Source organism: Luteimonas salinilitoris, assembly GCF_041300785.1.
Taxonomy (GTDB): Bacteria; Pseudomonadota; Gammaproteobacteria; order Xanthomonadales; family Xanthomonadaceae; genus Luteimonas; species Luteimonas salinilitoris.
On record NZ_JBFWIB010000005.1, the window covers coordinates 166,487 to 185,924 of the forward strand.

Consider the following 19,438-nt stretch of genomic DNA (forward strand, 5'->3'; position numbering starts at 1 on the left):
CCTCGGCCAGGCCATTGGCATCGCGCTGGATGTCGGCGCGGTCACGCTCGTTGGCCACCGCGCCCGGGACGTTCCCGTCAGTCTGCAAACGGCGTCTCGTTGCTCGGCACGTCGGCACGCGCCCGCTCCGGGTCGACCGGCCGGATCTCGAACTCCAGGCCGCAGGCGATGCACGGATTCTCCGCCGCCAGCGCGGCGGCTTCCTCCAGGCTGCCGGCCAGGATCGTCCAGTAGCCGCCGATCACTTCCTTGCTCTCGGCGAACGGCCCGTCGATCGCCCCGCGCCGCGACACCCGCCTGCCCTCCCGGGCCAGCCGCTGTCCCGCCCGCATCCTGCCTTCGGCCACGCACTTCTCATGCCAGGCGTAGAAATCGTCGATGGCGGCCTGGATGCGCGCCGGCGGCAGGTCCTCGTCCCACTTGCCGCGGGACAACACGAGATACTCGGATGGCGCGGTGTCCTCGTTCATGGCGTTCTGTCCTCCGCAACGATCGGTCGATGGAACACGGACAGAATAACCGCTGCTGGGACGACCGCGACGTGCCGCGCCCGGAATCCTACTGCGCCGACTACGACTGGCAACGCGGAAAGCCCAGCGACGCCCTCACCGCCGTCGCGCTGTATCCCCGGTTCGCCGGCGTCGCGCCGCCCGAGCGCGCCCGCCGCACCGCAGTCGCCGCGCACCAACACCTGCTGCGCCCCGGCGGCGAAGGCTCCGCAAACCAGGAGGGTTTGCCCGCGGCTCAAGCATGCAAGTGCTTGAGCCGCGGGAGCGAGTCCGGACCTGCGCCGGACTCGCGACGTTTGAACAAGGCCGTGGATGGCCTTGTTCACACCTTCCCTAAAGCCAGCCCCAAATCGGTGAAAACGCAGCCGCAATGGACAAGCCAATCAGGGAAAGCGCTAGACCGCTGAAACCAAGTCCGCGGGAAACTTCTATTTTCCAGCCGGGTGATGATGCCTTGGCCCCCTTGACGGCACATCGGGTTAGCCACCCAACCACAAGTGTGATGGTCGCAACAGGAATGATGGCCACCATGGCGCGGGATGGATCGGTTTCAAGGCCATCCAGCGTTTGAATCACCCTGGTAGGCAAGAAGATGCTCGCCATCCCCCAGGACAAGGCAACCCATCCCAACAGAAATGACCAAATTGCATAAATCATTTATATGCCCTTAATACTGGCTGCACGTGACATAAACACGCCCACTTGACGTTGTACCGCCGGTACACTTCCACGGCATGCTGCCGCTGAAACTAACCGTTCCGCCAAAACCATCGACATATCCGGAAAAGATCTCCCGGCTATAATTGCTCCTGATTCTGAATTGCGCACCGACGATGCCCTCTTTCTTCTCAGGAACGGTATTCCCTTCGCAATCTTCAATCGTTTTATCGATATGCTCCAGTCGCTCCGAATTCCAGTTGTATCGGTATGCGATGGTGCCCCCATCTAGAAAGCTGTGGTCCCATATCAACGGAACGTCATACGAATTATGGTACGGACTTTTAAAAAGCCTGATCGCCGCGAGTATACCCCAGAGATATTGTCCAAATACGTGATGCTCTTCGGTGTACTCTGTAAGGTAGTCTCTTATGTCATTTCTGACCGCGCTTGATACGGCCGCATCATAAGCATTTTCGGTGCCCCTAACCTCCCAACAGCCGTCGCCATCATTCGATGGAGCCAGTAATGCGGGCTGCGCTGAAGCCAACTGCGCCCCGGCGCCAAGCGCATTCGAGCCGCCTTCGTAAAAGTTCAGGATCAGTGACCTTCCATTTTGAATATAGATACTGTGAAGTTTCGAAAATGCACCAGCCACAGCGCTTGGCGTTGCAGCTTCGGAGACATACCACTTATATCGCGGAGGTTCGCCCCCGCCCCCAGTCCCAGCTTCATACCAACCGACCCAGTAGGTCATGATTTTATTGCCACCAAGATTGTAAACGGTGGCATAGTCACCATCTCCGGGACGAGGATTCGGATACTTCGTCCTAACCACCGAGCGCGCCACGTTCTCCAATCCGCTAGCGCTACAATCGGGGCACTCGTAAATTGGGACGGGACCGTCGGCTTGGGCCAAGGCGGACGCGGCGACCAGGCCAAGGGCGAAAAACAGCCGAAAGCCATATGATGTGAAACGCGAGCTCCAGAGTTGCATAACGACTTCCTCTAGTTTCCATTTCGCTGTCAGGATTGATCCCCACCATCACCGCGGGGAGCGGGGAGCGGGGAGCGGGGGTTTCAACGCGTTTACGGAATCTCGTTAGCTGGTCGAGCACCAGCGACGGAAGCCATCGCAGTCGATTCGGCCAGCGGCTTACCGGCTCCATGGGCCAAGCTCTCGGTGCGTGTCAAAGTAGTTGCCGCCTGGATGCCGCCGGCGCTCCGGCCGCGGGAGACGGCCAGGTTGCGCATCTGTATCGGCGCGCATTCCTCGCACTGGATCATCCTGGGGACCGATTGCGCCTGGGACGGCGACGACCAGACCGCTAGGCCGAGTACGAACAAGAAAGCGAAGGTACGCATAGTCCTTTCCTCGTTGGTTGCGGGATTCATTTCCCGGGTTTGCCGGCAAAGGTCTTGTCCGTAGACCACGCGGGCTGGACGGCCGCAATGGCCCCGCGCCCGGCAAAGCGTTGACGCCATTGGTGGCCGCGCCATCGGGCGCGCATGGCGTGTGATGTCGGAGATGTCCGGCCTGCACCGCGAAGGCGATCCGGTCGGGTCGATGCGCGGCATTGACCTGCCTCCTTGTCCGTGGAACTCCTGCCCCTGCGCCGTTGGGCGCGCCTGTCGCGGGACGGTCCCCGGGCAGGTGCCGAGGCCATCTCCGCATGAGATGTATAGACAGTAGATTGATAATCTGTAGATTGTCAAGCGGTGGCGCACGAGTCTGGGCGCCATGCCCAAGCCGTCGCCCGCTCCGCCGCCCCCGGGCTCCGCCCGGCGCCGGATCGCCACCAACGTGAAGCGCTATCGCAGCGAATACGGCCTCAGCCAGGAGAAGCTGGCCGAGCTGGCATCCTTCCACCGCACCTACGTCTCCCAACTGGAGCGGTGCGTCACCAACATCACCATCGACGGGCTCGAACGCCTGGCCGCCGCGCTGGACGTCGATATCCGCGACCTGCTTAAGCCCTGAAGACCGGACCCGGTGTTGCTGCCGACGCAACATCTGCGGGAAACCCAATACGGCCGCCTGCAGTAATTGGTTCCGGCAAAGCCGGGGCTTTAGGAGGCGAGTCGCTCAAAGGGACGTCAAGGCGAGGCCTCTCCTTACTCCCGCTTGCGGGGTGAGCGCGTGCGGCTTACGAGCCATTGGCCCGTGCATGACCGAACGCCCACGCGCTGCGCGCGTGGGTCGGGGCGCGGAGCGAGGGCCCCAAAGGGGCGGATGAGGACACGGCGAAGCCGCGAAAAAACACAGCCGCGGCCTCGCCGCGCCCTCACCCCAACCCCTCTACCGCACGCGGGAGAAAGGCTTCAAGGCCGACTGCCGGAACGTCGAACTTTGACAGTCCCCGGCAAAGCTCGGGGCTTGCTTATTGGAATCAGTCAGGCAGACGGCGACTCCGGCCAGTGGACCCGCCGCAGGCTGCTGTCGAGCCGCTCCGCCAGTTCCTGAAAACAGTGCGCCAGCGCGGCGGGTGCGAGCGACAACTCGGCCTCCGGCAGGTCGTCGTGCGGCGAACGCGGCGCGGCCAGGCGGGCCAGCAGGCGCAGGCGGTCGCGGGTCTGCTCGAGCGTCAGGTGCGCGTCTTCGGGCAGTTGGTAGCAGCCGGGGGCGGCATCGGGCGAGCGGCGTCCTTTGCTCATGGGTGTCTTCCTTTGCGTGATCGGGATCATCGCCACGTCGGTGCGTCAGGGGCGCTTGCGAGGCAGGGCAGCGCCGGGTGCGGCATCGCCCGCCGCACCCGGTCCAGTCATGCGGGAGTGGTCAGGGTTTTTCCTTCTCCAGCCTCGAAAGCAACGGCCACTGCTCCTTGACGTACTGCTCCGTCGCCTCGCGGACGACCCAGGCGACCGACACCTTCTTCCCGCGGGCGATCTGCTCGACCGTTTCGTAGATGTCCTGCGGAAAACTGACGGAGGCCCGGGTGATCCTGGCCTCCGGCGCCTCGCGTGGCGGGCGCCCCCTGCGGTTCGCTGACATGACCCCTCCAGATGGGCAACTCAGGCGTTGCACCACTTTACACCATATTGGTGCAATAGCAAATTGCCTGGCACACCCTATCCATCGCCGGCGCCAACCGGGCAGGCAGGAGCGAAGCGCGCCTCCTCCAGCCGCGCGTGAACTGTATTCGGCCACCACATCGTCCACGAGCGTTGGCCTTCGCCATCCCGTTGACGAAGACGGTTGGAATCCCGCCCTTGAGGTCGCGGTGGCGTGGTGCATGACCGCGATCTGCTCGCGGCCGGGGCCGATGCGCTCGGCCGAGTCACTGTTGCTGCGAACATCGGAAGCCCCTGCCGCGTGAACGCCGCCATCGGCGCATCGGCACGCTGCGCAGCGTCCGACGGACGGTCGACGGGAGCGAGGTCGACACCGAAACGAAGCCGGAAGAACTGCGTTCGGCATTCGCCAACGCGCCGCCCCAAGGCGAACAACAACTCACTCCGGGCACGGCTTGAGGAAGTTCACCATCCACGGCTTGCCGAAGCGGTCGGTCAGCACGCCCCAGCGATGCGCCCAGAAGGTTTCTTCGATCGGCATCTGCACCTGCCCGCCATCGGCCAGCGCCGAGAAGATGCGCTCGGCGTCCTCGACGCTGTCGACATCGACGTTGATGCAGGTGGTCGAGCCGCCATGCGGCGGCGGGCCGTCCGCTCCCATCAGGGTGGTCCCGGCGGCTTCCAACTGGCAATGCATGATCCGGTCCTGGCTGTCCGCCGGCATCTCGTCGCAGATGGGCGATTCGCCGTAGGTCATCCTGGCGACGATGGTGCCGCCCAGGGCGGCGGCGTAGAAATCGAACGCCTCGCCGCACTTGCCGTCGAAGTTGAGGTAGGGAATCAATCGCATGACGCATGCTCTCCGTGAAAGGGCCGATGAGTGGTCCGGCGTACCGTGGACCACGGGTCCGGGGCATGCCTTCCTCCCAACGACGAACCGGCCGCGGCGGAATCGACAAGCTCCCGGCCTGTGAACGCAGCGCGACCGGAATGCCTGTCGCTTCCTCTCGCGGATCGTTCCCGGATTCCCGCCTTTGCGGGAATGACGATGCTAGAGCAAGCGCCATTCGTCCCCGGCGCCATTCTCCGTCGACACCGCTTCTCCGGCAGCCGCCGTCGGGGCCGGCCGACGCGCTTCAGGCCACCGCCGCAGCGATCGCGTCCCGGCGTGGCGGCGCGCCGAACATGCGCCGGTACTCGCGGGTGAATTGCGGGACGCTGACGTAGCCGACCTCGGCCGCGGCGCGGCTGGCGGTCCAGCCTTGCGTCATCATCAGCCGGCGCGCCTCGATCAGGCGCAGCTGCTTCTGCAACTGCAGCGGCGCCAGCGACGTGGTCGCCTTGAAGTGACGACGGAACGCGGACGGGCTCATGCTGGCGACGGCCGCCAGCCGCTCGACCGGGAGCGGTTGCCGGAACTCCTGGCGGACGAGCTCGACCGCGGCCGCGATCCGCCGGGCCTGCCCGTTCGGCAGAGAGAGCCGGCGCAGCTCGTGGCCATGACGGCTGGCCAGCAGCCAGTAGTGCAGCTCCTGCAGGACGGCGGGACGCACGATGGGCTCGGCGCCGGGATGTTCGAGCAGGCGCATCAGCCGCGCCGCGCAACTCACGATCGTATCGTCCAGGTCATCGGCGAACACGCGTGCAGTCCCCGCATGCCCCGGCGGCGGCCCGGCCGACGTGCGCAATGCCACGTCATGCAGGATCGCCATGTCGAGCTCGATCGCGACGGCAAGGTAGGGCGCGTCCCGGCCGGCCTCGACGATCTGGCCGATCACCGGCACGTCGACACCGACCATGGCCGACTGCCCGGCCCGGAACAGCCGCCGCTCGCCGCCGACCGTCATCTGCTTGGCCCCCTGCAGGATCAGGCAGACCAGCGGCCGGTACACCGACCGCATCGGGCCGGTCGGCGCACGCACGCGCATCATCCGCAGCCCCGGGACGGGCGTGCGGGCGATGCCATCGGCGTCCGCGTGCGCATCGGCATAGCGGAGCACGGCCTGCTTGAGCGCTTCCACGTTGGCTGCCTCCTGTCTGGACGCAGTCTAAGCGCCGATCCGGCCGCATCGGGGCGCTGCGGTCGGATCAGGCAAGGTTCGAAGCGGAACGGACAAGTCCACGCGGAGCGGTTCGCGTTTACTGAACTCCCCCCAGTCGACACCCACCGACATGAACCCGTCCAACAACACCATCCTCGTCACCGGCGGCGGATCCGGCATCGGCCGGCGCCTGGCCGAAGCGTTCCGGCAGCGCGGCAACACCGTCGTCATCGCCGGGCGCGACACCGCGAAACTGCAGGACACCGTGGCCGCCAACCCGGGCATGGCCTCGATCGCACTCGACGTGGCCGATCCCGAATCGATCCGCCACTGCGCCGCCGCGCTGCGCGAGCGCCACCCCGACCTCAACGTGCTGGTCAACAACGCCGGCGTCATGCTCTCCGAAGACCTGGCGGCCGACGCCGTCGACACCGCAGCCGCCGAAGCGACGGTGACGACGAACCTGCTCGGACCGATCCGCCTCACCGCCGCACTGCTGCCGCAGCTGCGCACGCAGCCAACGGCGACCGTCGTCAACGTGACATCGGGCCTGGCCTTCGTCCCGCTGGTCGGCACGCCGACCTACGGCGCCACCAAGGCGGCGCTGCATTCGTGGACCATCTCCCTGCGGCGGCAGTTGGAAGGCACCGGCGTCGAGGTCCTCGAGCTGATCCCGCCCTCCGTGCAGACCGACCTGATGCCGGGCCACGCCACCGACCCGCGTGCGATGCCGCTGGAGGACTACATCGCCGAGACCATGGCCCTGCTCGAGTCGCGCCCCACGCCCGCCGAGATCCGCGTGCAGCGCGTGGAGCCGCTGCGGCGCGCCGAGGCGGAAGGCCGCTTCGAGCAGGTGCTCGACATGCTCAACCCGCGCGCCGGCGCCTGAGCGGCAGCGGCCGCGTTTCCCCCGCAACTCCCTTCCAGATACCGGAGCTTTCGCCATGTCCAGGAACCAGGACGACCATCGTCCACGCCTCTCGCGCCGCGACCTGCTCGTGACCGCGTCTACGCTCGTCCCCGCCGTCATCGCCGGCGGCGCACTCGCACAATCCAACGGCGCGGCACCGGCCGTCCCCGCCCGCGGCGCCAACGACAAGGTGGCGCTGGTGACCGGATCGTCGCGCGGCATCGGCGCCGCCATCGCCGGGCGCCTGGCACGCGACGGCTTCCGCGTCACCGTCAACTACCTGCGCAACCGGGACCTGGCCGAGCACATGGTGCGACAGATCGAGGCCGACGGCGGACAGGCGATCGCGGTGCAGGCCGACGTGAGCGACCCGACCGCCGTGCAGCGGCTGTTCGACGCCAACGACGCCGCCTTCGGCGGGATCGACGTGGTGGTCGCCAACGCCGGCATCATGCGGCTGGCCCCCTTCGGCGAGATGGCCGACGAGGACTTCGACCGCATGCTGGCCGTCAACGCGAAAGGCGGCTTCAACACCCTGCGCGAGGCCGCGCGGCGGGTGCGCGACGGCGGCCGCATCGTCACCCTCTCGTCCAGCATCACCCGCCTGCGCACCCCCACCTACGGCCCGTACGCAGCCACCAAGGCCGCGCAGGACATCTACGCCAGCGTGCTGGCGAAGGAACTCGCGGGCCGGATGATCTCGGTCAACGCGGTGGCGCCCGGCGTGGTGAACACCCCGCTGTTCACCGACGGCAAGACGCCGCAGGTGATCGAAGGCTTCGTGCAGCGCACCCCGCACCGGCGGCTGGGCGAGCCAGAGGACATCGCCAATGTCGTCTCGGCCCTGTGCGGCCCGGACGGCGACTGGGTCAACGGCGAGGTGGTGTACGCCAACGGCGGCATAGTCTAGTCGGCGGCGGACTGCAACCGACTGTCCCGATGTGGGAGTGGTGGCGGCATGCCGCCACCGGGAAGTCGCGACGCGTGCGGCGCATCCGTGTCACGCAACGTGGCGACGAAGCCTGTCCTGCGTTGGCCACTCTCCCCCTTTGAAAAAAGGGGGGTTGGGGGGGATTTGTTGGGCACCCAACAGAGCCACGGCCAAAGCCAATCGCTGCGCGATTCCCGGCCCGCGCCAGCGGTGCGGGCGTTCAACGGCACGCGCGCCAGTGGCGCGCAAGCCGTGCCGCTTCGCCCCCCCTCAATCCCCCTTTTTCAAAGGGGAAAGACAAGCAGAGAAAGTAGGAAACCTCGGTCCCTGGCACCATTTGCCGGCAGCCATGGTCCGGGGGCGGCATCGCACCGGCCCACCGGTGTAATGGGGGACGCGCGGCCGCATGCTAGTTTTTCACCGTAACGGGCGACGACCGGAGACCATGGCTGCCAGGATCCAACTCCTCTTTCCCGCCCTCCTGCTGCTCGCCGCCTGCGGCGCACCGGAGGAGGCCAGCGAAGACACAGAAGCGGTGCGGGTCGCCGTGGCCGTGGCCGTGGCGGAGGAGGCCACGTTCGGCGAACGGTTCTCGCTGACCGGCACGCTGACGGCCGAACGCGACGCGCAGCTGTCGCCGCGCGTCGACGGCCTGGTCGCGCGCGTGCACGTGGACGCCGGCGATCGGGTCGAGGCCGGCCAGGTGCTGGTCGAGCTCGACCCCGCCGTGGGCCGGCAGGCGCTGTCGCGCGTGCGCGCGCAGGTGGCGGAAGCGGAAGCCGCGGCGCGCGAGGCCGAACGCCTGTTCGCCGAGGCGCGGCGCCTGGGCGAAGACCAGTACATCGCCGCCAGCCAGGTCGACGCGCGCGAGTCCGAGCTGCGCCTGGCGCAGGCCGCGCTGGAATCCGCCCGCGCCAGCGCGCGCGAGCAGGCCGAACTGGTCGAGCGCCACGTGCTGCCGGCGCCGTTCGACGGCGTGGTGGCCGAGAAGCTCACCGAGGCCGGCGAATGGGTGCAGCGCGGCACGCCGGTGCTGTCGCTGGTCGCCACCGACCGCGTGCGCCTGGACCTGCGCGCGCCGCAGGAACGCTTCGGCCAGCTCGACGACGACGCCGAGGTGCGCGTGTTCGCCGACGCGCTCGGCGGCGCGCCGCTGCCGGCGCGGATCGGCGCGCGCGTCCCGGTCACCGACCCCGGCGCACGCACCTTCCTGCTGCGCCTGCTGATCGACGATCCCGAAGAGCGTCTGCTGCCGGGCACCTCGGCGCGCGCCGAGATCGACCTGCCGGCGGAGGCGCCGGCGCTCGCGGTCAGCCGCGACGCACTGCTGCGCCAGCCCGACGGCGGCCATAGCCTGTTCGTGATCGAGGATGTCGTGGTCGAGGACGGCGAAGCCGGCGCGGTGGCGCGCCAGCGCAGCGTGCGGGTGCTGCGCGAGCGCGACGATCGGGTCGCGGTGTCGGGCGACCTGCAGCCCGGCCAGCGGGTAGTGGTGCGCGGCAACGAGGCGCTGACGGACGGCCAGCCGGTGGACGTGGCGGAGCGCTGACCGATGGGTTTCGAGCGGATCCTCCGCCACGGCACCCTGATCGCGGTCGCGGTGCTGATCCTGTGCGTGCTGGGGATCGCCGCCGCGCTGCGGGTGCCGGTGCAGATGATCCCCGACCTGGAGGTGCGCACCATCAGCGTCGACACGCGCTGGCCCGGCGCCACCCCGCAGGACGTCGAGAAGGAGATCCTGATCGAGCAGGAGCAGTACCTGCGTACCCTGCCCGACCTGCGCCGGATGGTCTCGACCGCCAGCACCGGGCGCGCCAGCATCGAGCTCGAGTTCCCGTTCGGCGTCGACATCAACGAGGCGCTGATCCGTACCAACAACGCGCTCAGCCAGGTCTCCGACTACCCGGAGAACGTCGACGAACCGGCGCTGACCACCAACTCGTTCTCCGAAAACGCGTTCATGTACTTCCGGATCGGCGCACGCGAGGACAGCGCGCTCGACCTCGACCTGGACATGATGCGCGACTACGTCGAGGACCAGGTGCGCCCGCGGCTGGAACGCGTGACCGGCGTGTCGCTGGTACAGGTGGGCGGCGCTGCCCAGCGCCAGGTCCGCATCGAGGTGGACCCGGACCGCCTGGCCGAACGCGGGCTGGACATGCGCGACGTGCGCGACGCGTTGCGGGCGCGCAACGTCGACAGCTCCGGCGGCGACCTCGACAGCGGCAAGCGGCGCTTCCTGGTGCGCACGGTGGGCCGCTTCCGCGAGGCCGGGGACATCGGCGGGCTGATCGTCGCCGAACGCGAGGGCGCGCTGGTGCGGCTGTCCGACCTGGCGGAGATCCGCCTCGACCACTTCGAGCGCCGCGACCTGTCATTCAACAACGGCAAGCCCACGCTCAGCCTGTCGCTGCGGCGCGAGCCGGGTTCCAACGTCATCCAGATCAAGTACGCGGTGCTGCCCGAGATCGAGGCGATCAACGCCGAGCTGCTGGCGCCGCTCGGGCTGGAGATGACGCTCACCACCGACGATGTGCGCTACGTGGAGGAATCGATCGCCAACGTCTGGCGCAACCTCATCCTGGGCGCGCTGCTCGCCACGCTGGTGATGCTCGCGTTCCTGCGCTCGGTGCGCACCACCCTGACCGGCGTGGTCGCGATCCCGATCTGCACCATCGCCGCCTTCGTCGGGCTGCTGCTGGCCGGACGCACGCTCAACGTGATCTCGATGGCCGGGGTGGCGTTCGCGATCGGCATGACGGTCGACAACACCATCGTGGTGCTGGAAAGCATCGACCAGGCGCGCCGACGCGGACTGGAGCGGTTCGAGGCGGCAGTGGCGGGCGTGGCCCGGGTGTGGCCCGCCGTGCTGGCCTCCACCCTGACCACGGTGCTGGTGTTCGCGCCGATCCTGTTCGTGCAGGAAGAAGCCGGGCAGCTGTACTCGGACATCGCGATCGCCATTTCCGCCTCGATCCTCGCCTCGATGGCGGTGGCGGTGACGGTGGTGCCCGCCCTGAGCGCACGCCTGGCGCCCGCATACGACAGCCGGCAGCACACGCCCGGCGAGGACGCATTCGGCCGCATCGGCGACCGCATCGGCTGGCTCAGCCGCGGGCCGCGGCGCCGGGCGCTGGTGCTGGGCGGCACGGTGACGGCCGCGGTGCTCGCGCTGGCGCTGCTCACGCCGCCGGCCGAGTACCTGCCCGAAGGCGAGGAGCCGAAGACGTTCTCGCGCATGATCGCGCCGCCCGGCTACAACCTCACCGAGATGGCGTCGATCGCGCGCGAGCTGACACAGGGCCTGCTTCCGCACCTGGACGACCCGCCCGAGCGCTTCGCCGACGGCGATACCGACATGCCGGCGCTGGCCTACTTCAACCTCTCGGTGGATCCGCAGGGGCTGCGGATCATCGCCGAGCCGAAGGCGCCGGGGGACATCGGCGCGCTGATGGACGCACTGGACGCGCGCTTCCTCGCCTACCCCGGCATGCGTGCGTTCTCCTCGCGCGGCTCGATCATCTCCAGCAACGACGGCGGCACCCGCAGCATCAACCTCGACATCTCCGGCGTCGAACTCGCCGAGATCTACCGGGTGGCCGAGCGCGCCTTCGCGCGGGCCGAGGCGCTCTTCGATGGCGCCCGCATCGGCTCCGACCCCACCACGCTCAGCCTCGACCAACCGCTGCTGGAACTGCAGCCGCGCTGGGAGCGCCTGGCCGAGGTGGGACTGGACGCGGAAGGGTTCGGCTATTCGGTGGCGGCGCTCAGCGACGGCGCGTTCGCCGACGAGATGATCCTCGGCGACCGCAAGGTCGACATCTTCCTGTTCAGCAGCGCCGGCAGCGAGCAGCGCCTCGACCGGCTGCGCGATCTGCCGGTCGCCACGCCCTCCGGCGCGGTGCTGCCGGTCTCGGCGCTGGCCGAACTGCGCGAATCCGCCGGCACCGACAGCATCCGCCGGCTCGACGGCCGCCGCACCGTCACCCTCAACATCATCCCGCCGCGCTCGGTCGCACTGGAAACCGGCGTGGCGCGCGTGCGCGAGGAACTGATCGCGGCGATGCGCGCCGACGGCGAGATCCCGGCGGACGTCTCGATCGACATCTCCGGCGCCAGCGACCAGCTCGACGCCACCCGCGAGGCGGTGGCGGGCAACTTCGCGATCGCGCTGCTGCTGTCGTACCTGCTGCTGGTGGCGATCTTCCGCCACTGGGGCCGGCCGCTGTTCGTCATGGCGACGGTGCCGCTGGGCATCGCCGGCGGCATCGTCGGGCTGGCGCTGCTCAACGGGCTGGGCGCGTTACTCGGCGCGTTCGGCCTGGGACGGATCGAGCAGTCGTTCGACATGATCACCCTGCTGGGCTTCCTGGTGCTGCTCGGCACCGTGGTCAACAACCCGATCCTGATCGTGCTCGAGACCTACAAGCGGCTCGAGGAAGGCGCCGCATCGACCGTGGCGGCCGTGAACGACGCCGTGCGCACCCGGCTGCGGCCGATCCTGATGTCCACCTGCACCACCATCTTCGGCCTCGCGCCGCTGGTGGTGATCCCGGGTGCCGGCACCGAGCTGTACCGCGGCCTCGGCGCGATCGTGCTGTTCGGCATCGCCACCTCCGCGGTGGTCACGCTCACCTTCCTGCCCTGCCTGCTGGTCGCCGGACTCGCGCTGCGGGACCGCGCCGGCGAACTGCTGCGCAGGCGCACCTGAGCAGCCAATGCGCGGGCCCGGCACGCTGGCTACAGCATGGCCCTTTTGGGGCAGCATTTTGCATCCAGGCAACTCTAGCCGAGCAATGGCGGGTCAAGACCCGCCCTACGTATCTTCGTAGGGCGGGTTTCAACCCGCCTTGCGCGTTGGCCGACAATCCCGCGCGGCGGAATCGACGCCGGATCCCGTCCCGCTCAGGCTTCGGGCGGATCGGCGTTGACGACCTGCAGGTCGACGCCGGTGCTGTGCTCCAGTATCGGTGCATCCGTGACCAGCAGCGTCGTCCCCGGCGCGAGCAGCGGCGTCACCGCCGCGACGAAGGCCGGCGGCACCACCACGCGATCGGCCGCCGCGGGGTCCAGCGGCGCGCCGGCGTCGACCATGTGGCCGGGGATGCCGACGGCCAGCCAGGTCGGCGCGCTGCGAGCGGCGACGGGCTGCTTGACAATGAAGGCGTGCGTGCCGAGCGGCCGCGCCGGATCGCGGATGTCGATGCGGGCACTGCCGATTTCCACGCCGTTGCGGTAGACGACAAGCCTGCGGTCGGCGGCGCTGAGCACGATCGACAGCGGACCGCTTTCGGCAAGCTCGGGCTGCCAGCGGAACGGCAGATCGGCCGTCAACCGCGGCTGGTCGCGCGCCGCGCCGCCTGCGTCGACCGGCGTTAGCAGCGCCGGATGCGCGACCGCGGCAGGCGCTTCGCCGTCACGCGCGATCACTACGGTCATGCCCATCGGCGTGACGTCGAACAGTTCGCGGGCGAATTCCGAAGGCAGATGCACGCAGCCGTGCGATTCGGGATAGCCCGGCAGTCCGCCCGCGTGCAGCGCGATGCCACCCCAGGTCAGGCGCTCCATGTAGGGCATGGGGGCGCTGTTGTAAATCGTGGAACGGTGGTCCTTGTCCTTCTGCAGGATGGTGAACACGCCGGTCGGCGTCTCGTGGCCGCGGCGGCCGGTACTGACCGTGCTCAGACCGATCAGCACGCCGTTGCGGTAGACGTAGGCGCGCTGCTCGTCGAGGCTGACCACCATGACCATCGGCCCCTGCGGCGCGGCGGCTGCATCCCAGACGAACTCGCCGGGCTTGAGCGACTCGGGAGCAGCGTCCGCGGGACTGGACTCCTTCGCACCCCAGAACGGCACATTCGCATGCGCGGCGAATGCCGTCGGCAGCAGGCCGCACAACAACACGATCAGACGGAACATGCACACCTCCGCGCCGGTTACGGTGCCGAGTATAGGGAACTTCATGAACAAGTTCAGAGGTTCCCTAGCGGGGAGCCGCGAGAAGCGGACGTCCTTCCGTGGTTTCCGAAACCGCCCGCCGTCCGGCTGCTGTCTGTGTGCCGACAGCGCCGCAATGCAGGAAGGACGACCGCCGCAGCCAATCCTCGTCCGGATAGTAGGCGAACACGAACTGGCCGCCCTTCAGCGTGTCGATCATCGGCTGCGCCACGATGTTGCGTACCGCCGGACAGCCCCAGCTGCGGCCGAGGCGGCCCATCGCGTGGCCGGCGTGCGGGTCGACATAGGACGCACCGTGCATGACGATGGCGCGCGCCTGCGCCTGGTCGTTCACGCCGGCCTCCAGCCCCTGCATGCGCAGCGAGTAACCGTTGCGTCCGGTGTAGGTGCCGCCGGTGACGAACAGGCCGAGGCTGGATTCGTGGCTGCCGCTCCGATTGGAGAAACGCCGGGCGAAATTGTGGCCGCTTCCCTGGCCGTGGGCGACGTGCTCTTCGTACAGCAGTTTGCGCTCGGTCAGATCGAAGACCCACAGGCGCGGCTCGAGCGAAGGGCGGCGATAGTCGATCACCGCCAGGCGTTCGGCGTCCATGGCGATGCCGTGATTCTGCGCACAGCGCATGGCGCCCAGCGCGAGCGCAAGCACGCCCCGGTCGGCATCGGGTGCGAGCCGTGCCAGCGTGGCTGCGTGGAGCGGCGCGCCGGCATGGCCGGCCGGCGCAAGCACGGTGAACAGCGCGGCGGCCAGGGCGGCGTGGGTCAAGGGACGCAACATCGCGCGCATGTTGGAACGTGGGTCCTGAACGACGGCTTGCGCAGCTAACGTTCGATGATGGCGCCGATCGATTCGTCGATGCGGCCATCCAGCTTTCGCCGTAATCTGCGAATGTCGGCGGCCAGGGCCTTCGAACCGGTCTTGATCGCGGTATCGAAGGCCAGCCCGACCCGTTCCATATCCTCCGCACCGAGGATATAGGTGAAGACGCGGTCGGTGGTCGTGGCACCGCGCAGAATCGGACGCAGTGCGCCGACCGCCGAGCGACGCACGTCGCCATGGGTCAACAGCATCGACAGCAGTTCGGCGCGGTGCCGATCGACGAACGCGACGATCTGACACCCGGTCTCGCTGTCACGCAGCCGTCGCTGCACGTCCCGCGCCAGGCCCCGGTGCAGGCGCAACGTGCGCCGCTTCGATTGCGGTGGTCTGGGCTCGAACAGCGAGGCGGCGAGCGCCGCCTCGAAGTCTCTGCCGTCGTCCGCCAGCGCATCGAGGAACGCGGCGAAGCCGCCGGCGCACAGGACATCCACGCCAAGCTCCGCGAAAACGTTCTGGATCTTGCACGCCACGCCGTAGCTGCCGTTGTCGGCTCCGGCGAAGTGCAGACCGACTGCGGGGTTGATCACCGAGTCCGGGTCGGGCGTGAACAGCAACGCCCCGGAATCGCCGTCCATCGACACCATCGTTCCGGGCTGGCTGGGCACGAACCGGATCAGATCGCAGTAGGCCACGGTCTGCCAGTTCCCCGGAGCGAGCGGTGTCGCAAAGGCTGCAGCGTAATCGACGTCGTCCACGACGCCCTGGACATGGCCGGTGGTCTGCCCCGATTTTTCAACCGCCATACCGCCGGTCGCGATTGCGGTCGCATAGACCGCGGGGCCGATCTCCAAAACCGTGAGATCGATCAGCGCACTGGACGTGACCGACCCGATCGCGGCGTCGACGAAATTGCACTGGTCCAGTGGCCACGGCGAAGGACCCTCGACCGGGTCGACGTCGACGGCGCGCTTGACCTCACCGATCCGGTCGGTGGCGAGCTGGCCACCGTCGGTCTTGGCCGGCTGCAGGATCGGTTCGCCAGCCGCATAGCCGAAGACGTGGGCGTTGCTCAAGATGACGATTGAGTCGTCGAGCGTGTCCCAGACCCAGCCACCGAGGGTCCCGCTGCCCATGGCCGATCCGCTGACGCCCCCGGGCACCGGCCGAATGCGGCTCTCCGGGTCGGGCATCTGCACGTGGCCCGGAAGGGACTCGATGACGTCGGTGATGATGGCGACCTGCTCTTGGCGCCCCGGCGGCGACCAGCGGAACCGGGCCGGCACCCGTCGCTCCGCCGGCAGTTCGGCCTCGGGGACCTTGCGCGCGGTGTAGACGCGCAGGGCGATCCGTCGGCTGGCTTTGCCGCCCGTGAGCTTGCGGCCGACGCCGACGGCGTGGGCCCCGTAGCGCCGGAAGGGATCGGTACGCAGGAACTCACGCAGGAACGCCCGGGTCGCCGTCAACTGTCGCTGTGTCGCGTCCGTCATCTCAACCTCCGCTTTACGCGCATTCGTCTCCCTCGATAATGCTCAACGCATTCCCGACCTCCGGGCGGTCACGTTGCCGGCATCGCGCAGCACCTCGATCAGCGCGGCCAGGCATGGATTTCTCATGGCGAACGAAGCGATTGATTATCCTCCGCTCCGATGTTACTGATACGGTCTGCATTGCCTTGGACGAAGCGCGCCTCACCGTCGAGGGCCAGCGCCAAGGCAAGTGATCCGTCCACATGCAGGAACCGCCTCCTGACGATCAGTTTTCGCTACTCCAGCAATTGAATCTGGAACCGTTCTTCTACAGCCGGGGACTGCGGTGGTCGAGCGGGATCCGTTGCTCATCGTCCTTCCTCTGCATGCTGGGGGTCGCCGCGCCGGTGGGTCACGGCACCTGCGCGGCGGGCGCGACGGTCGACGGCGCGCGAAGCATGGCCGGGACGGCCGGAAACGTCGGCGCCATCACGACGATGCGGCGTCCTACATGAGAGATCAGCCCTTGAGGCCGAGAAAGGCGCACATCCGCGCGAGTTCGACCGCCAGGCCGTTGCGGAACGCCGCATCGCGCGGCGCGTGGCCGTCGACGTAGCGGATCTCACTCCTCAGCGCACCCCCCGCGACGGCCAGGTTGCCCCAGCCGATGACCCGGTCCTGCCAGAGCAGCGGCAGCGCGTAGTAGCCCAGCTTGCGCTTCGGCGCGGGCGTGTAGGCCTCGAAGCGATAGCCCCAGCCCCAGAACAATTCGAAGCGGCGGCGGTCCCAGACGATCGGGTCGAAGGGCGTGAACAGGCGCACCGAGGCATCGGGTTTCCAGCGCCGGCCGGCGGGGCTTTCGTCGGCCGGCCAGAACCAGTCGACGCCGGCCACGCGCGCCTGCGCAAGACGCTGCCTGGCGCGCGCCAGCGCCGGTGCGCGCGCGTCGTTCCACTGCGGCGCGGCGTGGCGCAAGAGCCCCATCAGCTGCCGCAGGCTGGCGAGCGGCAGCGGTGCGTACTTGCGCACCACCAGCTCCACCAGCGCATCCATGCGCGCGTCGATGGCGGCGGCGTCCACCGGCGCGGAGTCGCCCTCGCGCACCACGTAGACCCGCGTGCCGCCGTCGCGGCGCGCAACCCGCAGCAGGCCGCGGTAGTGCATGCCGTCGAGCAGCTGCGTGCTGGCGTTGGACGAGCCGCCGAACCAGTTGGTGATCTTGCCGTGCGCGAAGTGCGCATCGACCTCGCGCGGATGCACCGCGCCGCGCGCGGCGATGAACGCGCGCACCGCATGCGCCTGTTTCCAGCGCGCCGCCGTCCACGCCTGGCGCGCGGTGCGCGGATGCATCAGCGCCTGGCGGGCACGCGGCAGGAAGCCGTAGTTGACGAAGAAGTCCTCTTCCAGCGCCAGCCGCGGATAGCGCCGCTCGAGGTCGCCGGCGCGATAGTCGCGGACGCGATGGCGCAGGGTGAGGTCCTGCGCGCGCGCCGGCGCGCGGATCGGATCGGCCTGCACGAAGCCCAGCCGCTCGATCGCGCGCATGAGCGTCGTCGGCCGGAACAGCGTGCGCGCGACGGCGTAGCGGCGCAGGTGATCGAGGGTGATGGGCATGGTGCGATGATGCCAGCCCGGCGCCCGCCGGGACCAGGTGGCACCGGCATTCCGCATCGCGGCGGTCTCGGCAGGGGACGGATTACCCGCCTATCTTCCTCGAGGTCACGTCGAAACCACCCCCAGGCCACTGCCATCGGCCCGCGAGCGTCTTGCCGTCTTCACTCAGCTTCCCCTTGAAGAAATTGGCTGCACCTTTTTCGCCGAACCATCTCCAGTGCGTGCCGTCATCATCGACCTGGTACGTGTAGGTGAAGTTGGTGCCGTCATCGGCCATCAGGTGGGAACGCAAGCTCTGCGTGTCTTCGTCCCAGGTGACGTACTCGATGCCGCTCAGCGTTCGGCCTCTCGGCGTGGTGGTCTCGAATTCCTGGATCAGGTAGTGCCCGCCAAGCCCGATCCTGTACGTCGACGTGCCCGGGGCGGCCCCTTCATTCTTCCACGTGCCGAGAAGCGGCTCGAGTCGTTCCAACTCGGGATGCGGCGTCAAGGGAAGCTCAGCCACCCGACCATTGTTGTTGTCTGCCATACCTCCTCCTTTCAATCGCCATCCGCCGCGAGCCGGGCTTCGATGGCCTCGCGCAAGGCCGGACCGGACGGCAGGCGCAGGTCGAACTCGTCGCACAGCACGTCGAGCACGGCGCCGGCGTCCGGCAGCTCGCGGCGTTCGCTGGGGGCGCCGAGGCGGTGGATGGCGAAGCTGCCGTTGCCCAGGGTCTTGCGGAACCCCGGCCCGGTGCGGGCGACGCGCAGCTGCCCGGAGAACGGCGAGTCGGGATGGGTGGAGACGTACCAGTTGCCGACCTCGAAATCGATCTCCGCCTGCGGCTGCAGGTCGAACACGTACAGGCCGCGCCACTCGCCCGCCACCTGTGCGCGCAGCAGGTACTGCCCGTCGCGTTCGATCAAGCGGTAGGACTCGTGCGGGGTGGCCTGCGGCGCGTCGGTGTCCAGCCGCAGCGGCCCGGTCGACACCATGCCGCCGAAGCCGACGTCGGCGGCGTAGCGGACGCCGTCGATCGTCACCAGCACCAGCATATGGGTGCGCGCGGTCGGCGCGTCCTCCGGGCCGCCCATCATCACCCGCGCGGTCAGCCCGCGCGCGTCGAACCCGAGCTGCTGCAGCAACGCCAGGAACAGGAGGTTGAGCTCGAAGCAGTAACCACCGCGCCCGTCGTGCAGCAGCTTGCGCTCCAGCGACGGCAGGTCGATCGGCACCGGCGCGTGCATCAGCGCGGCAATCGTCTCGAAGGTGAAGGCCGCGCTGTGCCGGCGCTGCAGCTCGCACAGCGTCTCCAGCGTCGGCGGCGGCTGTGCCCGGTAGCCCAGGCGGCTTAGATAGAGATTGATGTCCTTGAGCGGCGTCGACATCGCGGCATCCCCGGTCGTGTGGCGTTGGGGTCAAACACTACGACCTCAAGCATGATCGAGGTCAAGGGTGCGAAGGCGTTTCGGGTGGAACGCTGTGGCGCGCCGGGAGATCGGGAACCCGGCCTCAGGTCGTCTTCGGCACTTTGGGCGA

At 68.4% G+C, this 19,438-nt stretch carries 19 protein-coding genes; 7 read left to right on the forward strand and 12 right to left on the reverse strand.

What is annotated here, in order from left to right:
- Window positions 1-77: 77 nt before the first annotated feature.
- Entirely contained in the window at window positions 78-470 is a 393-nt protein-coding gene (locus AB5T46_RS10540; protein ID WP_370563886.1) for a YciI family protein, read from the reverse strand.
- Between the two features lie 29 nt (window positions 471-499).
- Here AB5T46_RS10540 and AB5T46_RS10545 point away from each other — a divergent pair, with 29 nt between their 5' ends.
- On the forward strand, window positions 500-916 hold the full coding sequence (locus AB5T46_RS10545) for a hypothetical protein (RefSeq protein ID WP_370563887.1): 417 nt from the start codon (window positions 500-502) through the stop codon (window positions 914-916).
- 260 nt (window positions 917-1,176) lie between these two features.
- Here the strand turns inward: AB5T46_RS10545 and AB5T46_RS10550 are convergent, their stop codons facing one another.
- Complete coding sequence (locus tag AB5T46_RS10550) at window positions 1,177-2,016, reverse strand: hypothetical protein (RefSeq protein ID WP_370563888.1); 840 nt, start codon at window positions 2,014-2,016, stop codon at window positions 1,177-1,179.
- An 891-nt stretch (window positions 2,017-2,907) separates the two neighbouring features.
- Between AB5T46_RS10550 and AB5T46_RS10555 the strand changes: the two genes are divergently transcribed.
- Window positions 2,908-3,147, forward strand: a complete 240-nt coding sequence (locus AB5T46_RS10555; RefSeq protein WP_370563889.1) for a helix-turn-helix domain-containing protein — start codon at window positions 2,908-2,910, stop codon at window positions 3,145-3,147.
- 413 nt (window positions 3,148-3,560) lie between these two features.
- Here AB5T46_RS10555 and AB5T46_RS10560 read toward each other — a convergent pair whose 3' ends face one another.
- The 4 genes from AB5T46_RS10560 to AB5T46_RS10575 all read right to left on the reverse strand — a co-directional run bounded on the left by AB5T46_RS10560 (window position 3,561) and on the right by AB5T46_RS10575 (window position 6,199).
- Window positions 3,561-3,821 carry an XAC0095 family protein gene (locus AB5T46_RS10560; protein ID WP_370563890.1) on the reverse strand — a complete coding sequence of 87 codons (261 nt, stop codon included), beginning with the start codon at window positions 3,819-3,821 and terminating at the stop codon, window positions 3,561-3,563.
- Window positions 3,822-3,942: 121 nt separating this feature from the next.
- On the reverse strand, window positions 3,943-4,158 hold the full coding sequence (locus tag AB5T46_RS10565; RefSeq protein WP_370563891.1) for a ribbon-helix-helix domain-containing protein: 216 nt from the start codon (window positions 4,156-4,158) through the stop codon (window positions 3,943-3,945).
- Between the two features lie 459 nt (window positions 4,159-4,617).
- Window positions 4,618-5,028: a VOC family protein gene (locus AB5T46_RS10570; RefSeq protein ID WP_370563892.1), complete on the reverse strand. Its 411-nt coding sequence runs from the start codon at window positions 5,026-5,028 to the stop codon at window positions 4,618-4,620.
- A gap of 286 nt (window positions 5,029-5,314) precedes the next feature.
- Entirely contained in the window at window positions 5,315-6,199 is an 885-nt protein-coding gene (locus AB5T46_RS10575) for an AraC family transcriptional regulator (protein ID WP_370563893.1), read from the reverse strand.
- A 151-nt stretch (window positions 6,200-6,350) separates the two neighbouring features.
- Here AB5T46_RS10575 and AB5T46_RS10580 point away from each other — a divergent pair, with 151 nt between their 5' ends.
- The 4 genes from AB5T46_RS10580 (at window position 6,351) to AB5T46_RS10595 (ending at window position 12,772) form a co-directional block, all read left to right on the forward strand.
- Window positions 6,351-7,109 (forward strand): SDR family oxidoreductase, encoded by a 759-nt coding sequence (locus AB5T46_RS10580; protein ID WP_370563894.1) that lies wholly within the window; start codon window positions 6,351-6,353, stop codon window positions 7,107-7,109.
- Window positions 7,110-7,164: 55 nt separating this feature from the next.
- Entirely contained in the window at window positions 7,165-8,040 is an 876-nt protein-coding gene (locus AB5T46_RS10585) for an SDR family oxidoreductase (protein WP_370563895.1), read from the forward strand.
- A 466-nt stretch (window positions 8,041-8,506) separates the two neighbouring features.
- Entirely contained in the window at window positions 8,507-9,610 is a 1,104-nt protein-coding gene (locus AB5T46_RS10590) for an efflux RND transporter periplasmic adaptor subunit (protein ID WP_370563896.1), read from the forward strand.
- Window positions 9,611-9,613: 3 nt separating this feature from the next.
- Window positions 9,614-12,772 (forward strand): efflux RND transporter permease subunit, encoded by a 3,159-nt coding sequence (locus AB5T46_RS10595; protein WP_370563897.1) that lies wholly within the window; start codon window positions 9,614-9,616, stop codon window positions 12,770-12,772.
- A gap of 194 nt (window positions 12,773-12,966) precedes the next feature.
- Here the strand turns inward: AB5T46_RS10595 and AB5T46_RS10600 are convergent, their stop codons facing one another.
- From AB5T46_RS10600 to AB5T46_RS10610, 3 genes are all read right to left on the reverse strand, one after another.
- Window positions 12,967-13,980 (reverse strand): L,D-transpeptidase, encoded by a 1,014-nt coding sequence (locus AB5T46_RS10600; protein ID WP_370563898.1) that lies wholly within the window; start codon window positions 13,978-13,980, stop codon window positions 12,967-12,969.
- A gap of 64 nt (window positions 13,981-14,044) precedes the next feature.
- Window positions 14,045-14,803 carry a murein L,D-transpeptidase catalytic domain family protein gene (locus AB5T46_RS10605; protein WP_370563899.1) on the reverse strand — a complete coding sequence of 253 codons (759 nt, stop codon included), beginning with the start codon at window positions 14,801-14,803 and terminating at the stop codon, window positions 14,045-14,047.
- A 35-nt stretch (window positions 14,804-14,838) separates the two neighbouring features.
- A complete protein-coding gene (locus AB5T46_RS10610; protein ID WP_370563900.1) occupies window positions 14,839-16,323 on the reverse strand; it encodes a chymotrypsin family serine protease in 1,485 nt (494 codons plus the stop codon).
- A gap of 242 nt (window positions 16,324-16,565) precedes the next feature.
- Here AB5T46_RS10610 and AB5T46_RS10615 point away from each other — a divergent pair, with 242 nt between their 5' ends.
- Complete coding sequence (locus AB5T46_RS10615) at window positions 16,566-16,817, forward strand: hypothetical protein (protein ID WP_370563901.1); 252 nt, start codon at window positions 16,566-16,568, stop codon at window positions 16,815-16,817.
- 4 nt (window positions 16,818-16,821) lie between these two features.
- On the opposite strand, the gene AB5T46_RS10620 is transcribed toward AB5T46_RS10615, so the two are convergent.
- From AB5T46_RS10620 to AB5T46_RS10630, 3 genes are all read right to left on the reverse strand, one after another.
- Window positions 16,822-17,916: a DNA glycosylase AlkZ-like family protein gene (locus AB5T46_RS10620; RefSeq protein WP_370563902.1), complete on the reverse strand. Its 1,095-nt coding sequence runs from the start codon at window positions 17,914-17,916 to the stop codon at window positions 16,822-16,824.
- Between the two features lie 82 nt (window positions 17,917-17,998).
- The gene (locus AB5T46_RS10625; protein WP_370563903.1) at window positions 17,999-18,445 is read right to left on the reverse strand and encodes a hypothetical protein; all 447 of its coding nucleotides are present in this window, start codon (window positions 18,443-18,445) and stop codon (window positions 17,999-18,001) included.
- Between the two features lie 11 nt (window positions 18,446-18,456).
- Window positions 18,457-19,287, reverse strand: a complete 831-nt coding sequence (locus tag AB5T46_RS10630) for an arylamine N-acetyltransferase family protein (protein ID WP_370563904.1) — start codon at window positions 19,285-19,287, stop codon at window positions 18,457-18,459.
- Window positions 19,288-19,438 lie beyond the last annotated feature (151 nt).

What these genes read in the sequence shown, in the direction of transcription:
- AB5T46_RS10560 (WP_370563890.1), bottom strand. Translation starts at nt 3,821, where the DNA reads ATGAGCAAAGGACGCCGCTCGCCCGATGCCGCCCCCGGCTGCTACCAA.
- AB5T46_RS10585 (WP_370563895.1), top strand. Translation starts at nt 7,165, where the DNA reads ATGTCCAGGAACCAGGACGACCATCGTCCACGCCTCTCGCGCCGCGAC.
- AB5T46_RS10615 (WP_370563901.1), top strand. Translation starts at nt 16,566, where the DNA reads ATGCAGGAACCGCCTCCTGACGATCAGTTTTCGCTACTCCAGCAATTG.
- AB5T46_RS10540 (WP_370563886.1), bottom strand. Translation starts at nt 470, where the DNA reads ATGAACGAGGACACCGCGCCATCCGAGTATCTCGTGTTGTCCCGCGGC.
- AB5T46_RS10570 (WP_370563892.1), bottom strand. Translation starts at nt 5,028, where the DNA reads ATGCGATTGATTCCCTACCTCAACTTCGACGGCAAGTGCGGCGAGGCG.
- AB5T46_RS10630 (WP_370563904.1), bottom strand. Translation starts at nt 19,287, where the DNA reads ATGTCGACGCCGCTCAAGGACATCAATCTCTATCTAAGCCGCCTGGGC.
- AB5T46_RS10620 (WP_370563902.1), bottom strand. Translation starts at nt 17,916, where the DNA reads ATGCCCATCACCCTCGATCACCTGCGCCGCTACGCCGTCGCGCGCACG.
- AB5T46_RS10545 (WP_370563887.1), top strand. Translation starts at nt 500, where the DNA reads ATGGAACACGGACAGAATAACCGCTGCTGGGACGACCGCGACGTGCCG.
- AB5T46_RS10600 (WP_370563898.1), bottom strand. Translation starts at nt 13,980, where the DNA reads ATGTTCCGTCTGATCGTGTTGTTGTGCGGCCTGCTGCCGACGGCATTC.
- AB5T46_RS10625 (WP_370563903.1), bottom strand. Translation starts at nt 18,445, where the DNA reads ATGGCAGACAACAACAATGGTCGGGTGGCTGAGCTTCCCTTGACGCCG.
- AB5T46_RS10580 (WP_370563894.1), top strand. Translation starts at nt 6,351, where the DNA reads ATGAACCCGTCCAACAACACCATCCTCGTCACCGGCGGCGGATCCGGC.
- AB5T46_RS10605 (WP_370563899.1), bottom strand. Translation starts at nt 14,803, where the DNA reads ATGCGCGCGATGTTGCGTCCCTTGACCCACGCCGCCCTGGCCGCCGCG.
- AB5T46_RS10610 (WP_370563900.1), bottom strand. Translation starts at nt 16,323, where the DNA reads ATGACGGACGCGACACAGCGACAGTTGACGGCGACCCGGGCGTTCCTG.
- AB5T46_RS10555 (WP_370563889.1), top strand. Translation starts at nt 2,908, where the DNA reads ATGCCCAAGCCGTCGCCCGCTCCGCCGCCCCCGGGCTCCGCCCGGCGC.
- AB5T46_RS10565 (WP_370563891.1), bottom strand. Translation starts at nt 4,158, where the DNA reads ATGTCAGCGAACCGCAGGGGGCGCCCGCCACGCGAGGCGCCGGAGGCC.
- AB5T46_RS10595 (WP_370563897.1), top strand. Translation starts at nt 9,614, where the DNA reads ATGGGTTTCGAGCGGATCCTCCGCCACGGCACCCTGATCGCGGTCGCG.
- AB5T46_RS10590 (WP_370563896.1), top strand. Translation starts at nt 8,507, where the DNA reads ATGGCTGCCAGGATCCAACTCCTCTTTCCCGCCCTCCTGCTGCTCGCC.